Origin of the sequence: Streptomyces viridochromogenes, from assembly GCF_001270495.1 — a bacterium.
Lineage (GTDB): Bacteria > Actinomycetota > Actinomycetes > Streptomycetales > Streptomycetaceae > Streptomyces > Streptomyces viridochromogenes_A.
Map to the genome: position 1 here is coordinate 57,082 of NZ_LGUR01000094.1, position 14,798 is coordinate 71,879.

Annotated in this window: 15 protein-coding genes; 5 read left to right on the forward strand and 10 right to left on the reverse strand. The window is 72.0% G+C overall.

What is annotated here, in order from left to right:
* Positions 1–115: 115 nt before the first annotated feature.
* Positions 116–1,762 carry a protein kinase domain-containing protein gene (locus tag ADK36_RS10305; RefSeq protein ID WP_053197054.1) on the forward strand — a complete coding sequence of 549 codons (1,647 nt, stop codon included), beginning with the start codon at positions 116–118 and terminating at the stop codon, positions 1,760–1,762.
* 114 nt (positions 1,763–1,876) lie between these two features.
* Here the strand turns inward: ADK36_RS10305 and ADK36_RS10310 are convergent, their stop codons facing one another.
* Together ADK36_RS10310 and ADK36_RS10315 are read right to left on the reverse strand one after the other, a co-directional pair.
* Positions 1,877–2,410, reverse strand: a complete 534-nt coding sequence (locus ADK36_RS10310) for a bacterial proteasome activator family protein (protein ID WP_048581391.1) — start codon at positions 2,408–2,410, stop codon at positions 1,877–1,879.
* Positions 2,411–2,743: 333 nt separating this feature from the next.
* Complete coding sequence (locus ADK36_RS10315; RefSeq protein WP_053084667.1) at positions 2,744–3,076, reverse strand: hypothetical protein; 333 nt, start codon at positions 3,074–3,076, stop codon at positions 2,744–2,746.
* A 223-nt stretch (positions 3,077–3,299) separates the two neighbouring features.
* Between ADK36_RS10315 and ADK36_RS10320 the strand changes: the two genes are divergently transcribed.
* On the forward strand, positions 3,300–3,512 hold the full coding sequence (locus ADK36_RS10320; RefSeq protein WP_048581392.1) for a hypothetical protein: 213 nt from the start codon (positions 3,300–3,302) through the stop codon (positions 3,510–3,512).
* Positions 3,513–3,546: 34 nt separating this feature from the next.
* Here the strand turns inward: ADK36_RS10320 and ADK36_RS10325 are convergent, their stop codons facing one another.
* The gene (locus tag ADK36_RS10325; RefSeq protein WP_048581393.1) at positions 3,547–4,527 is read right to left on the reverse strand and encodes an NAD(P)H-quinone oxidoreductase; all 981 of its coding nucleotides are present in this window, start codon (positions 4,525–4,527) and stop codon (positions 3,547–3,549) included.
* A gap of 159 nt (positions 4,528–4,686) precedes the next feature.
* On the opposite strand from ADK36_RS10325, the gene ADK36_RS10330 reads away from it, so the two are divergent.
* Positions 4,687–5,754 carry an ATP-binding cassette domain-containing protein gene (locus ADK36_RS10330; RefSeq protein WP_053197056.1) on the forward strand — a complete coding sequence of 356 codons (1,068 nt, stop codon included), beginning with the start codon at positions 4,687–4,689 and terminating at the stop codon, positions 5,752–5,754.
* A complete protein-coding gene (locus ADK36_RS10335) occupies positions 5,751–6,599 on the forward strand; it encodes an ABC transporter permease (RefSeq protein WP_048581395.1) in 849 nt (282 codons plus the stop codon). Before ADK36_RS10330 ends, ADK36_RS10335 begins: the two co-directional genes overlap by 4 nt.
* Before the next feature lie 38 nt (positions 6,600–6,637).
* On the opposite strand, the gene ADK36_RS10340 is transcribed toward ADK36_RS10335, so the two are convergent.
* The 6 genes from ADK36_RS10340 to pdhA all read right to left on the reverse strand — a co-directional run bounded on the left by ADK36_RS10340 (position 6,638) and on the right by pdhA (position 13,840).
* Positions 6,638–7,747, reverse strand: coding sequence for a potassium channel family protein (locus ADK36_RS10340; protein WP_048581396.1), 1,110 nt, complete (start codon positions 7,745–7,747; stop codon positions 6,638–6,640).
* Positions 7,744–9,198, reverse strand: coding sequence for a molybdopterin molybdotransferase MoeA (locus ADK36_RS10345; protein ID WP_048581397.1), 1,455 nt, complete (start codon positions 9,196–9,198; stop codon positions 7,744–7,746). The genes ADK36_RS10340 and ADK36_RS10345 overlap by 4 nt, the downstream gene beginning before the upstream one ends.
* Complete coding sequence (locus tag ADK36_RS10350) at positions 9,195–10,157, reverse strand: NTP transferase domain-containing protein (RefSeq protein ID WP_053197058.1); 963 nt, start codon at positions 10,155–10,157, stop codon at positions 9,195–9,197. Before ADK36_RS10350 ends, ADK36_RS10345 begins: the two co-directional genes overlap by 4 nt.
* 67 nt (positions 10,158–10,224) lie before the next feature.
* Positions 10,225–11,703 carry a dihydrolipoamide acetyltransferase family protein gene (locus ADK36_RS10355; protein WP_053197059.1) on the reverse strand — a complete coding sequence of 493 codons (1,479 nt, stop codon included), beginning with the start codon at positions 11,701–11,703 and terminating at the stop codon, positions 10,225–10,227.
* Positions 11,703–12,707: an alpha-ketoacid dehydrogenase subunit beta gene (locus tag ADK36_RS10360; protein WP_053197061.1), complete on the reverse strand. Its 1,005-nt coding sequence runs from the start codon at positions 12,705–12,707 to the stop codon at positions 11,703–11,705. Before ADK36_RS10360 ends, ADK36_RS10355 begins: the two co-directional genes overlap by 1 nt.
* A complete protein-coding gene (gene pdhA, locus ADK36_RS10365; RefSeq protein WP_048581401.1) occupies positions 12,704–13,840 on the reverse strand; it encodes a pyruvate dehydrogenase (acetyl-transferring) E1 component subunit alpha in 1,137 nt (378 codons plus the stop codon). The genes ADK36_RS10360 and pdhA overlap by 4 nt, the downstream gene beginning before the upstream one ends.
* A 189-nt stretch (positions 13,841–14,029) precedes the next feature.
* Between pdhA and ADK36_RS10370 the strand changes: the two genes are divergently transcribed.
* A complete protein-coding gene (locus tag ADK36_RS10370; RefSeq protein ID WP_048581402.1) occupies positions 14,030–14,515 on the forward strand; it encodes an Lrp/AsnC family transcriptional regulator in 486 nt (161 codons plus the stop codon).
* A gap of 17 nt (positions 14,516–14,532) precedes the next feature.
* Here the strand turns inward: ADK36_RS10370 and ADK36_RS48720 are convergent, their stop codons facing one another.
* On the reverse strand, positions 14,533–14,757 hold the full coding sequence (locus ADK36_RS48720) for a hypothetical protein (protein ID WP_159391109.1): 225 nt from the start codon (positions 14,755–14,757) through the stop codon (positions 14,533–14,535).
* Positions 14,758–14,798: the final 41 nt, after the last annotated feature.

Consider the following 14,798-nt stretch of genomic DNA (forward strand, 5'->3'; position numbering starts at 1 on the left):
CTTGACCTGTCAGTGCCGTGGGGCAGACTTGGCCGGGAATAGCACATTGGATCACTCGGGATCACTCGATCCACCTCAATCGCAGGCGCCCGAGAGGCTACGGGGGACGCAGAACATGAGCCAGGACGGCGCGCAGGGCCGGTATGCGGGGCGGGCGTTGGCCGGCGGCCGCTATCAGCTGCGCGACTTGCTCGGCGAGGGCGGTATGGCCTCGGTGCACCTCGCGTACGACTCCGTGCTCGACCGGCAGGTCGCGGTCAAGACCCTGCACACCGAGCTGGGCCGCGAGCAGGCGTTCCGCGAGCGCTTCCGCCGCGAGGCCCAGGCCGTGGCGAAGCTCACGCACACCAATATCGTCTCGGTCTTCGACACCGGCGAAGAAGATCTCGACGGCACGACGATGCCGTACATCGTCATGGAGTACATCGAGGGCCGCCCGCTCAGCTCGGTCTTCGACGCGGACGTACGGCAGTTCGGCGCGATGCCCGCCGACAAGGCGCTGAAGATCACCGCGGATGTGCTCGCGGCGCTGGAGATCAGCCACGAGATGGGCCTGGTCCACCGGGACATCAAGCCGGGCAACGTGATGATGAACAAGCGCGGCGTCGTCAAGGTGATGGACTTCGGCATCGCGCGCGCCATGCAGTCCGGTGTCACGTCCATGACACAGACCGGCATGGTCGTGGGCACCCCGCAGTACCTCTCGCCGGAACAGGCCCTCGGCCGCGGTGTGGACGCCCGCTCCGACCTCTACTCGGTCGGCATCATGCTGTTCCAACTCGTCACCGGGCGGCTGCCGTTCGACGCGGACTCCCCGCTGGCGATCGCGTACGCGCATGTGCAGGAGGAGCCGGTGGCTCCGTCCTCGATCAACCGCGCCCTGCCCCCGGCCGTGGACGCGCTGGTCGCCCGCGCACTGAAGAAGAACCCGAACGAACGCTTCCCGAGCGCCGAGTCCATGCGCGACGAGTGCCTGCGCGTGGTCGCGTCCTTCCAGGCGGCTCCGCCCAGCATCGTGCCGGGCGCGCAGACGCAGAACGGCCAGGGTGTCGGCGCCTCGGTGTTCCCGCCGGTCGGCCAGACGCCTCCGCCCGCGGGCCCGGTCCAGACGCCGTATCCGCAGACCCCGCCCCCGAACCCGTACGGCACCCCGCCGCCGTCGATGCCCTCGCCCGCGTACGGCTACCCGCAGCAGCAGCCCGGCTACCAGACACCGCCGCCTGCCTCGTACTCCCCGCAGCCGGGCAACCCGACCCCGCCGCCGTACACCATGTCGCCCCAGCAGCGGCCCGGTTCGGGTGGCGGCAAGAACAACCGGCCGGTGATCATCGGCTCGATCATCGTGTCGGTCGTCGCGGTGGGCGGCCTGATCGCGGCTCTGACGCTGAGCGGCGGCGGCACCGAGGACGACGGCGGAGGAGGCGGCGACGCTACCGCCACGGCGTCGGAGTCGACGTCGAAGGCACCCGGATACCGGGCGGGGGACAGCGGCGACACGGTCGAGACGACCGAGTGCACCGAGCCGCGGGAGTCGCTCCTCGACCCCGACAAGGTGCAGATGCCTGACTTCTCGTTCAAGTACTGGCCGTCGGTGGTCAAGTGCCTCGACGCCGCGAACTGGAAGTACAAGAAGGTCGACGTCGACGAGAACACGTTCGGCGAGGGCACCATCATGCGGCAGTCGCCCACGGCGCGTATGGACATGGACCCGGACAACCCGCCGGAGCTGGAGTTCCAGGTCTCCACGGGCAATCCGGAGTGATCGCGCGAAAGCGACGCCGACGAAAGTGACGCCGGCGAACTGAAAGGGCCCGGCAGCAACGGCTGCCGGGCCCTTCGCGTACGCGTCGCACGCATCGGACGTCTTATGGGTGTCTTACAGGTACGGCCCGCCCTGGCGGTGTTCGCCACCCTCCTCGTGGCCACCGACTCCCGGCGGAAGGGCGCGGCGCATCTGCTCCAGCTGGGCGCGCGCGGCCATCTGCTGGGCGAAGAGCGTGGTCTGGATGCCGTGGAAGAGGCCCTCCAGCCAGCCGACCAACTGGGCCTGCGCGATCCGCAGTTCCGCGTCGCTCGGCGTCGCCTCGTCCGTGAACGGCAGGGAGAGCCGCTCCAACTCCTCGACGAGCTCCGGGGCCAGGCCGTCCTCCAGCTCCTTCACGGAGCTGGCGTGGATCTCCTTCAGCCGGACCCGGCTCGCCTCGTCCAGCGGAGCCACGCGCACCTCTTCGAGCAGCTGCTTGATCATGCTGCCGATCCGCATGACCTTCGCCGGCTGCTCGACCTGCTCCGTCACCGGGATCTCGCGGGAGTCCTCGTCTCCTTTGCCGCCGCTGAGCGCCATCCCGTCCTGGCCCACGACCAGGATCTGGGGGTTCTCGGACGACCTTTCGTTCCTCGGCATCTCCATGCCGCCATTCTCTCGCACCCGTACAGCTCATCATCGTGGTGCCCCCGGTGTGGGGTGATCCACCGTTTACGCCGGAGGAGATTCCGTGGAGCGGTGGGTCGCCGCCGTATGGACGTATCCGGGTTGTGCGCCGGTTCGGTCGGTTGGCGCAGTCCGGAATGCCGGGTACATCCAGTGCTGTGACGCTTGTTCCATGACTTCATGGCCGACGGTGGTACGCGGAGGGCGGGAGCGGCCGCGCGCTGCTTGCGGTGACCGGCGCGGCTTGTCGAGGGGGGCGCTGCGGACGGCCGGGACGCTGGGTGTGCTGGTGGCGGGGCTGGTCGTGGGGCCTTACGGGGCGGCCGGGACGGCGTACTGCTTCGAGGGCCCGCGTGGGCCGACCGCGTCCGGGGCGCCCTCCGGCCTGCCGGGTGCTTCGCGGACTCCCTCCGCGCCTACAGGTCTCCCTACGGCCGACTCCGAGAATTCCTCCAGCTCCGGTCCGGGCCGGCCCAGCCCCACGGCCGAGTCCCGGCCATCCCCCAGCGCCGCCGGTCCGTCCAGGTCCCCTTCGGCCTCCTCCGCCGGGTCGGGGGAGTCCGGGAAGCCCGGGAAGCCCGGGAAGCCCGGGAAGCCCGGCGGGTCCGGAAGGTCCGAGGAGCCCCGGCAGGACAAGCCGGGCAAGCAGGACAGGCATGCCGGGGCATCCCCCACCTCCAGTGCCCACGGGCCCGGCGCCTCCCGTCCCACCCCGTCCGACGAGCCCTCCCGGGCCGGGAGCCGGGCTGGTGAGGGGCGGGAGCGGCCGGGGCGGGAGAAGGGGCCGCTGGAGGACGAGGAAGCGGCGGCGCGGCAGGAGCCGTACGAGCGGGAAGGGGACAGGGACAGGGAGGAGGCAGACGGCGACGTGGGGAGACCGCCGCCCGAGAGTCCGGACGGCCCCGACGAGACCTCCACTGCTCCCCTCGCCCCGGCCGACACACCCGTACGGCAGCCCGTCGCGCACGCCGAGGACCCCGCCGAGCCCGTACTACAGGTCCTGCCGCTCGGTACCGGTCTGGTCCTCGTCGGGCTCGGTCTGGGTCTAGCTTTCGTCGGTCTCCGGCTGCGGCGCGGTTAGGGCCTGTCCGGCGGGTCGGGGCGGCCGAGAGGCGTTACGGCGCCACCAGGAGCACCTTGCCGATGTGACCGCTCTCCTCCAGCACCCGGTGTGCCTCGGCCGCGTCGTTCATCGGGACCTCGCGGTCGACGACCGGGCGGACATGGCCGGCGTCCAGCAGGGGCCAGACGTGCTCGCGTACGGCCGCGACGATCGCCGCCTTCTCACCGAGAGGGCGGGCGCGCAGGGAGGTCGCGCTGATGGCGCCGCGCTTGGCCAGGAGGGCGCCGATGTTGAGCTCACCCTTGACGCCGCCCTGCATGCCGATGATGGCGAGGCGGCCGTTGACGGCGAGGGCCTTGACGTTGCGGTCGAGGTACTTGGCGCCCATGTTGTCGAGGATGACGTCGGCGCCGGCCCCGTCGGTGGCCTTCTTGACCTCGGCGACGAAGTCCTGTTCCCGGTAGTTGACCAGGATGTCGGCGCCCAGCTCGGCGCACCGGCCGAGTTTCTCCTCGCTGCCCGCCGTGACGGCGACCTTGGCACCGACGGCCTTGGCGAGCTGGATGGCCATGGTGCCGATGCCACTGGAGCCGCCGTGCACGAGCAGGGTCTCACCGGGGCGCAGGTGGGCCACCATGAAGACGTTCGACCAGACCGTGCACACCACTTCGGGCAGGGCGGCGGCCTGAGTGAGGCTCACGCCCTTGGGCACGGGCAGCAGTTGGCCGGCCGGGACTGCGACCTTCTCCGCGTAGCCGCCGCCCGAGAGCAGCGCGCACACCTCGTCGCCGACGGCCCAGCCGGCGACTCCGGGGCCGAGCTCGACGATCCGGCCGGAGCACTCCAGGCCGGGGTAGGGGGAGGCGCCGGGCGGCGGGTTGTAGAAGCCCTGCCGTTGCAGGATGTCGGCGCGGTTGACGGCCCCGGCCACCACCTCGACCAGTACCTCGCCCTCACCGGGCACGGGATCGGGGACCTCGTCCCACACCAGCGCCTCGGGCCCACCAGGTTCGGGAATCGTGATCGCATGCATGGGACGGACGCTACTCCCCGGCCCGCACGCCTTGTCCCCTCGGTCCTGGGGCGGATCCGGTCGAAAATCCCGGTGCGGCACCGATGAGTTTGCGCGACCGTAAAAGTCTCCCCATGCATAGCCCAAGAACGCGGAAGGCCATCGGAAGGACCCCGAAGCATGAGCACGCAGACGACGTCCGGTCTCGCGATCGAGACCGCGGGCCTGGTGAAGACGTTCGGTGAGACACGGGCCGTCGACGGCGTGGACCTCGCGGTTCCGGCCGGCACGGTCTACGGCGTCCTCGGCCCGAACGGCGCAGGCAAGACCACCACGGTGAAGATGCTCGCCACCCTCCTGCGACCCGACGGCGGCGAGGCCCATGTCTTCGGCCACGACGTCGTCCGCGAGGCCGACGAGGTGCGCGGCCGGGTGAGCCTGACCGGCCAGTACGCCTCCGTGGACGAGGACCTGACCGGCACGGAGAACCTGGTCCTGCTGGGACGGCTCCTCGGGCACGGCAAGCACGCCGCGCGGGAGCGGGCCGGGCAGCTCCTGGAGGCCTTCGGGCTCTCGGACGCGGCCGGGAAACAGGTCAAGAACTACTCCGGCGGCATGCGGCGCCGCATCGACATCGCCGCGTCCATCCTCAACACCCCCGACCTGCTCTTCCTCGACGAGCCGACGACCGGCCTCGACCCGCGCAGCCGTAACCAGGTGTGGGACATCGTGCGCGCGGTCGTCGCCCAGGGCACCACCGTGCTGCTGACCACGCAGTACCTGGACGAGGCCGACCAGCTGGCGTCCCGGATCGCCGTCATCGACCGCGGCAAGGTGATCGCCGAGGGGACCAAGGGCGAGCTCAAGGCGTCCGTCGGCGCCGGGTCCGTCCATCTGCGGCTGCGGGACGCGGCGCAGCGGCCGGAGGCCGAGCGGGTGCTGCGGCTGACCCTGGACGCGGACGTGCAGTTGGAACCCGATCCCGTGGCGCTCACCGCCCGCGTCGGCTCCGGGGCGAGCAACGGCCAGGGCGCGGCGGAACAGGCCGCCCGCGCGCTCGCCGAGCTGGCCCGCACCGGCATCACCGTCGACAACTTCTCGCTGGGCCAGCCCAGCCTGGACGAGGTGTTCCTCGCCCTGACGGGACACGACACGCATGACGCCCCCGGCCACGACGACGGCAACGGCAACGGCAACGGCAACGGCAACGGCAGCAGCAAGGACGACAAGGACGAGGTGGCGGCATGAGCACCGTGACGCAGACCGAGAGCAGGGAACTCGCCCCCGTCAGCGCCGAGTCGCTCGCCGCGCTGCTGGTCTCCGGGGAACGACCGCCGCGGCCCAGCGCCTGGTCGGCCTCCATGACCTTCGGCTGGCGGGCGATCCTGAAGATCAAGCATGTGCCGGAGCAGCTCTTCGACGTCACCGCGTTCCCGATCATGATGGTGCTGATGTACACGTACCTGTTCGGGGGCGCCCTGGCCGGGTCGCCGAAGGAGTACATCCAGTTCCTGCTGCCGGGCATCCTGGTGATGTCGGTCGTGATGATCACGATGTACACCGGCGTCTCGGTGAACACCGACATCGAGAAGGGTGTCTTCGACCGGTTCCGTTCGCTGCCCATCTGGCGGCCGTCGACCATGGTCGGCTATCTGCTGGGCGACGCCCTGCGCTACACCATCGCGTCCATCGTGATGCTCACCGTCGGCATCATCCTGGGTTACCGCCCGGACGGCGGCGTCGGCGGGGTCCTCGCCGGGATCGCGCTGCTGGTCGCCTTTTCGTTCGCGTTCTCGTGGATCTGGACGATGTTCGGGCTGATGCTGCGCTCCGAGAAGTCGGTCATGGGCGTCAGCATGATGGTGATCTTCCCGCTCACCTTCCTGTCCAACGTGTTCGTCGACCCGAAGACCATGCCGGGCTGGCTCCAGGCCTTCGTCAACAACAGCCCGATCACCCATCTGTCCTCGGCCGTCCGCGGAATGATGGCGGGCGACTGGCCGGCGGACGAGATCGCCTGGTCGCTGGGGTGGGCGGGGTTGTTCGTGGTGGTCTTCGGGCCGATCACGATGCGGCTGTACAACCGCAAGTAGCCGGGCCGGACGTCGGAAGGCCCTTCAGCCCCCGGGCGTCAGACGGGCTTCATCCCCGGGGGCAGACGCCGGTCATCGGGTGCGACCTGACTGCCCGGCGTCGCCCGCACGATGGTGATGAGCCGGTCCGTCAACTCCAGTGTCCCGACGGCCGGATCGTCGTATCCGAGCACGCGGTGCCCGCGCAGGACGCTCACCACCAGGTCGTCCATCTCCCGCGGCTTCCTGCCCACCTCGGCCTTTATGACCGGTCGTTCGACGATGTCGAGCCCGCTGCCCTGCTGGATCAGGTCCTCCAGGACCATGCCGGCGGCGGGGCTGAGCACGGAGAGGCCGAGCAGCCGGCCGGCCGCGCTGGCGCTGGTGATGACCGCGTCGGCGCCGGACTGCTTCAGCAGCGGCGCGTTCTCCTCCTCGCGCACGGCGGCCACGATCTTCGCGCCGCGGTTGAGCTGCCGGGCCGTCAGGGTCACCAGGACGGCCGTGTCGTCCCGCTGGGTCGCGATGATGATCTTCCGCGCCTTGTGGACCTCGGCCCGCTTCAGGACCTCGCTGCGCGTCGCGTCCCCCGTGACCCCGGCGTACCCGTCCGCGACGGCCGCCTCGATCACCTTGGAACTCGGGTCGACCACGATGACCTGGTCCTTCCTCAGGCCCGTCGCACAGACGGTCTGAATCGCCGACCGCCCCTTCGTACCGAAGCCGACGACGACGGTGTGGTCGCGCAAGGTGGACCTCCAGCGGTTCAGACGCCATTCCTCGCGGGTCCGTTCGGTGAGGACCTCGAGCGTGGTGCCGACCAGGATGATCAGGAACAGCACTCGCATGGGCGTGATGACGAAGATGTTGGTGAGCCGGGCGGCGTCACTGACCGGGGTGATGTCGCCGTATCCGGTGGTGGAGAGGCTGACGGTCGCGTAGTAGAAGGCGTCGAGGAGGTCGACGGAACCGTCGGAGCTGTCGTTGTAGCCCTCGTGGTCGGCGTAGACGATCAAGGCGGTCGCCACGAGCAGCATCAGGGCCAGCAGAACCCGCTTGGCCACCTGGCGGAACGGATGCTCCACGATCTTCTTCGGGAGCTTCACCCGATAGGTCGCGACCCTCTCGTCCGCCTGACGGGCGATCGCGTCCTGGCCCGGAAGTTTCACGTGAAACACACCTCGATGCCGGCCATCGCCCAGGGCAGGTCGAGCAGTTCGGCCTCCTGACCGGCGCGGATCCCGCCCGGCGGTACGACGGCCACGGCATCGGCCGCCGCCATGCCCCGCAGCATGGCCGGACCGTGGTAGTGCAGGGGCACGGCATGGTCACCGCGCAGGACGACGGGGATGAGCCGGGTGTCGTACGGATGCCCGTGTGCCGCGTCCCTCAGCGGCAGCGTGTAGGGCTCCGGGGCGGGCCGGGCCGCCAGCGTGCGCAGCAGGGGTTCGGCGAGCGTGAGCAGGCCGGAGACGGCGGCGAGGGGGTTGCCGGGGAGGCCGACGAGGTGCTGGTTCTCCTTGATGCGGGCCAGCAGCATGGGGTGGCCGGGCCGCACCTTGACGCTGTCCACCAGGAGTTCGGCGCCGATGCGGCGCAGGGTGGGATGGACATGGTCGACGGGGCCGGCCGCGGTACCGCCGGTGGTGACGATGAGGTCGGCGGCGGAGGTGGTGAGCGCCTTGTGCAGGGCCTTGGCGTCGTCGCCGAGTCGGCGTACGGCCGTGACCTCGGCGCCGAGTGCGCGCAGCCAGGGCGGCAGCATCGGGCCGAGGGCGTCACGGATCAGCCCGTCGTGCGGGAGTCCCGAGGTCAGCAACTCGTCACCGAGGACGAGGACTTGGACGCGGGGGCGGGGGACGGCGGTGAGGGTGTCGTATCCGGCGGCGGCCGCCAGCCCCAGCACGGCCGGGGTCACGAGGGTGCCGACGGCGAGCAGGTGGTCGCCGCTACGGCACTCCTGGCCGCGTGGGCGGATGTCCTGGCCGGGCTGAACCTCCCGGGTGGCGTGCAGCTGGCCCTTGGTGTCGGTGCGGCCGTGCTCGCTGCGCAGGACGGCGGTGGTGTCCGGGGGGATGCGGGCGCCGGTCGCGATGCGGACGGCCTCCCCGTCGGTGAGCGGCTCCGGCTCGGCGTGCCCGGCCAGCACGCCTTCCTTCCGAACGGCCCAGGGGCCGGGGCCCGCGATGGCCCAGCCGTCCATGGCCGAGGTGTCGAAGGAGGGCAGGTCGGTGGAGGCGGTCAGGGGCGCTGCCAGGGCGAGGCCGAGGGCGGCGTCGAGGGGGACCGAGACGGGAGCGCGGCCGGCGGCCCGGGGGCCGGTCTGGGCGGCTCGGGCTGCGCGGGCGGCGATCTCGCGGGCCTCGGGCCAAGGGGTGGCTTTGTGGTGGCGATCCGACTTGTGCTGGTCCGGGCTGTGCCGATCCGCGCTGTGCCGGTCTGGCTCGTGCTCGTCCGGCTGGTGCCGGTCCGGCTGGTCGGAGCCCGTGGCGTGCGGGGCGGGTGCGGGGACGTGGTCGGCCGGGGTGTGTTGGCCGTTGTCTTCGTTCACGAGAGCGAGCACCTCCTCGACGTCGAGGTCCTCGGCGTCCTCGTCGGCCCGGATGCCGCGGGGGGTCATCCGGCGTCCGGACGGCTGTCGGGGACGGCGGCCTCGGTGGTGGCGTCGGGGGCCGCGGCGGACGGGGCGGCCGCGGCCTCTTCCGCCCAGCGCAGGGCGAGGGCGGCGGCCTTGCGGGAGGCCTCGGCGACGGCCTCGGGGCCGCCCTCACCGCCCTTGGCCTGCGCTGCCGCGTACCCGACGAGGAAGGTGGTCAGCGGGGCCGCGGGCCGCGCCACGCCGTGGGCGGCGTCACGGGCGAGGTCCAGCAGCAACTTGGTGTCGACGTCGAGGTCGAGGCCCAGTTCGTCCTTGACTGCGGAAATCCATTCATCCAACACGTGCCCATGCTCCCTGATGCGTGCCCTGGCGGTGGCGATGTCGTCCCAGGTGTCGCAGTCGAAGGACGCGACGGGGTCGGGGACGCGGACGAGACCGAGCGCGCCGGTCAGCCGGCGCAGGGGGAGACCGGTGAGGCCGTCGTTCCCTCGGGTGAGCGCGGCCAGTTCACGGCGCAGCACCGGCGCGCGGTACGCGGCGACAAGGGGCTGGTCGCGGCCGCCGACGTCGGTGAGCAGCGCGCCGTCGGCGCCGCTGGTGCGCAGGGCGGCCAGCAGCCGCCGTACCGTGCCCTCGTCGAGGAAGGGCAGGTCGGCCGAGAGGACGACGACCTGCTCCGCCGTGGTCTGCCGCAGCCCGGCGTCCAGGGCGGCGAGCGGGCCGCCGCCGGGCGGGTCCTCACGCGCCCAGGCCACCGGCCGCGCGGTCGGCCGGGGCTCGGCGACGACGACGGTGGTCCGCGCGTCGGCGCAGGCGGCGAGCACCCGGTCGAGCAGCGGGCGCCCACCGACACGCACCCCGGGCTTGTCCACTCCGCCGAGACGGCGCGCGCCGCCTCCGGCGAGCACGACGGCGTCGTACGCGACGTCGTGCCCGGCATCGGCGGCGTCCTGCGCGCCCGTCGGTTCGTACGCGGTCACCCCCCGAGTATGCGTGCCTCCGCGATCACAGGGAACGCAGGGGAAGCAGCGGGCCTCGGGGGATCCGTCACAACGTGCGCAGCAGCACCGCCGGGTGTTCCACGCAGTCCGCCACGTACCGCAGGAAGCCGCCCGCCGTGCCGCCGTCGCAGACCCGGTGGTCGAAGGTGAGCGAGAGCTCGACGACCTGCCGCACCGCAAGCTCTCCCTCGTGCACCCAGGGCTTGGGGATGATGCGGCCGACGCCGAGCATCGCGGCCTCGGGGTGGTTGATGATCGGCGTGGAGCCGTCGACGCCGAACACGCCGTAGTTGTTCAACGTGAAGGTGCCGCCGGTGAGTTCCGCGGGTGTGAGGGTGCCCCCGCGGGCCGCCTCGGTGAGCCGGGCGAATTCGGCGGTCAGCGACTCCGCGTCCCGCGCGTGCGCGTCCCGCACCACCGGGACGACGAGTCCCCGCTCGGTCTGTGCCGCGAAACCGAGGTGCACATGGTCGAGCTGGATGACCTCCCTGGCCTCCATGTCGACCGTGGCGTTGAGCTCGGGGAACCGAGCCAGGGCGGCGGTGGAGATACGGGCCAGCAGGGCGAGGAGGGAGATCTTCGGCCCACCGGCGGCGTTCATCGCCGTCCGCGCCCGCATCAGCTCCGTGGCGTCGGCGTCCACCCAGCAGGTGGCGTCCGGGATCTCCCGCCGGCTGCGGGAGAGCTTGTCGGCCACGGCGCCGCGGATGCCCTTGAGGGGCGTGCGGATGCCGCCGAGGGGGGCGGAGGAGCGGACGGGGGCCTGCGTGGGCGGGGCGGCAGCGGAGGGGGCCGGGGTCGTCGGCGTCACCCGCGGGTGCGGCTCGGCCGGCGGCTGGGCCGTCCGTCCGCGCACCTCGGCGGCCCGCAGCGCGTACTCCACGTCGGCCCGCAGAATCAGCCCGTCCGGTCCGGAGCCGTGTAGCTCCCTCAGGTCCAGGCCGTGCTCACGGGCGAGGCGGCGGACGAGCGGGGAGATCACGGGTACGGGGCCCTCGCTGCGGTTCTCCTCGTCGGCCGGTGCCACGTCGGGACCGTGGCCGGCAGGGCCGTGCCCCGCCGCTGTGCCGACGGGGCGCGCGACGCCAGGGGCGGGGGCATGCTCGGCGGTCGCCGTGCCCTCGCGCGTCGCGGCACCGTTCGCCGCCATGCCCGCCGGCTGCCCCGCCGGTGTCGTCGGCGGGGTCGGCCGTACCCGCCTGCGCCGCGCCGGTGCCTCGGAGGTGCCGTACCCCACCAGCACGTTCCCGGAGCCCTCGGTCTCGGCGCCGGTGGCGGGCGCCCCGACGGCCACCGTCAGCAGCGGCGCGCCCACGGGAAGCTCCCTGCCCTCCTCGCCGAAGCGGGCCGTGACCACGCCGGCGTAGGGGCAGGGGATGTCGACCATCGCCTTGGCCGTCTCGACTTCGACGACCGGCTGGTCGACCGCGACGACATCACCGACCTCGACCAGCCAGCGCACGATCTCCGCCTCGGTCAGGCCCTCGCCGAGATCCGGCAGCCTGAACTCCAGCACCTGGGCCATCAGCTCTCCGCCTCCCACTGCAGACGCCCCACGGCGTCCAGGATCCGGTCCACGCCGGGCAGGTGGTGACGCTCCAGCATCGGCGGCGGGTAGGGGATGTCGAACCCGGCCACGCGCAGCACCGGCGCCTCCAGATGGTGGAAGCAGCGCTCCGTGACCCGGGCCGCGATCTCCCCTCCCGGTCCGCCGAACCCGCCCGACTCATGTACGACGACCGCTCGCCCGGTCCGCCGTACCGAGGCGCTGACCGTCTCGTCGTCGAACGGCACCAGCGAGCGCAGGTCGACGACTTCCAGGTCCCACCCCTCGTCCCGGGCCGCCTCGGCGGCTTCGAGGCAGACGGGCACGGACGGTCCGTACGTGATGAGCGTGGCGCTCCTCCCCGAGCGCCGCACCACCGCGCGGCCAATCGGTTCAACGCTCTGCGGGTCCTCGGGGTTCCAGGCGTCCTTCGACCAGTACAGCCGCTTGGGCTCCAGGAAGACCACCGGGTCGTCGGAGGCGATGGCGGCGCGCAGCAGGCCGTAGGCGTCGGCGACGGTCGCGGGCGTGACGACATGGAGCCCCGGAGTCGCCATGTAGTACGCCTCGGACGAGTCGCTGTGGTGCTCGACGCCGCCGATGCCGCCGCCGTAGGGAACGCGGATCGTGATCGGGAGCGGCATCTTGCCGCGGGTGCGGTTGCGTGTGCGGGAGACGTGCGAGATCAGCTGCTCGAAGGCCGGGTAGGCGAACGCGTCGAACTGCATCTCCACGACCGGGCGCAGGCCGTACATGGCCATGCCCACGGCCGTGCCCAGAATGCCCGCCTCGGCCAGCGGCGTGTCCGTGCAGCGGTCCTCGCCGAACTCCTTGGCGAGGCCGTCGGTGACCCGGAAGACACCGCCGAGGGTGCCGACGTCCTCGCCCATGACATGCACGGTGGGGTCTTCCGCCATGGCGTCGCGGAGCCCGCGGGTGAGGGCCTGCGCCATGGTGGCCGGCTTGACGGCGACGGTGGTCATCGGTGCGACCCTTCCGACTCGGCCTCGAGCTCGGCCCGCAACTGGGCCTGCTGTTCGCGCAGTTGCGGGGTGGGCTCGGCGTACACGTGGGCGAACAGGTCCATCGGGTCGAGCACCGGGTCCTGGTTCATGCGTTCGCGCAGGTCGGCGGCCATGGTCTCGGCGGCGTCGCGGGCGGCCTGGATGCCGGCCTCGTCGAGGAGGCCGCGCTCGGTCAGCTCGTGCTCCAGGAGGGCGATCGGGTCGTGCCCGCGCCAGGTCTCGACCTCGGAGTCCCCGCGGTAGCGGGTCGCGTCGTCGGCGTTGGTGTGGGCGTCGATGCGGTAGGTGATCGCCTCGATCAGCGTGGGCCCGCCGCCCGCGCGGGCGTGCCGTACGGCGTCGGCGACGACCTCGTGCACGGCGGCCGCGTCGTTGCCGTCGACCAGGCGGCCGGGCATGCCGTAGCCGACGGCCTTGTGGGCCAGCGACGGGGCCGCGGTCTGCTTGGCGAGCGGGACGGAGATCGCGAATCCGTTGTTCTGGACGAGGAAGACGACCGGCGCCTGCCATACGGCGGCGAAGTTCAGCGCCTCGTGGAAGTCGCCCTCGCTGGAGCCGCCGTCGCCGACCATGGCAAGCGCGACCACGTCGTCCCCCTTGAGGCGGGCGGCGTGCGCGAGACCGACGGCGTGCGGGAGCTGGGTGGCGAGCGGCGTGCACAGGGGGGCCACGCGGTGCTCGTGCGGGTCGTAGCCGGTGTGCCAGTCGCCGCGCAGCAGGGTCAGGGCCTGCACGGGGTCCAGCCCGCGCGCCACGGCGGCGAGGGTGTCGCGGTAGCTGGGGAACAGCCAGTCGCGGTCCTGAAGCGCCAGCGCGGCGGCGACCTCGCAGGCCTCCTGGCCGGTGCTGGACGGGTAGACGGCGAGGCGGCCCTGCTTCGTGAGCGCGGTCGCCTGCGTGTTGTACCGGCGGCCCCGCACCAGCTCGGCGTACAGCCGGCGCAGCAGGCCCGGGTCGGCCTTCGTCGCCGCCTCGGTGCCGAGGACGCGGTAGGGCTCGGCGTCGGGCAGCAGCGGCGCGGGGTCCATCCGGGGCTGCCAGGCGGGCGGCGGCGATGGCCGGTACGCGCCCCGCTGCTCCATGACCGTCATGACGGCACCTCCTCGTGGGAGTGGCTACGGGAGGCGCGGCTTCGGTGACGCGCCTCCCTACCGATTGTTCGGTCGCCGGCACATTTTGGCTACAGGCGGCCTCAGGCTGTGGACAAACGGTTCTCCACAGCCTCCAATGAACGCAGTACGTCCACGGAAGGAAGGTGGGGGGACATGTCGCCTGAACAAATGGCCGAGAGTCCGGACGGCGGCTCCCTCCTTCCACCACCCCGCCCGCTCGACGCCATCGATCAGGACATCCTCCAGATGCTCCAGTCCGACGGCCGCGCGTCGATACGGTCGGTCGCCGAGCGGGTCCATGTCTCACGCGCCAACGCCTACGCCCGCATCAACCGCCTCGTCGAGGACGGCGTCATCCGCGGGTTCGGCGCCCGCGTCAACCACGAGCGCGCGGGCCACGGAACGTCGGCGTACATCACCGTCAAGATCGTCCAGAACACCTGGCGCACGGTCCGCGAGCAGCTCCGCCAGTTGCCCGGCGCCGCGCACATCGCCCTGGTGGGCGGCGACTTCGACGTACTGATCCTGGTGCACACCCCCGACAACCGCGCCCTGCGCGAGCTGGTCCTCACCCGCCTCCAGGCCATTCCCGAGGTGCTCAGCACGCGCACGCTGCTGGTGTTCGAGGAGGAGGATCTGGAGCCGCAGGGCTGACCGGTCCGTCCCGGAGGTCAGCCGGAGGCCATGGCCATGCCCATGAGCACGACAGACGCCACGGAAAGGACGGCGGCGCAGGCGAGACCGGCGACGGCAGCGGTGATCCGCAGCATCCGCCCCGACCGATGACGCGGAGGGGTCCGGGCGATCACGAGGCGCTCCGCCGGCAAAGGCGCGATCCACCGTCGTTCGTCCGCGCCACCGTCGTGGCTGGTCGCGCCCACGCGGCGGAGACGCATGTCGATACAGCCCCGCGCCCAGGGCGCTGCCGCACCGCAGC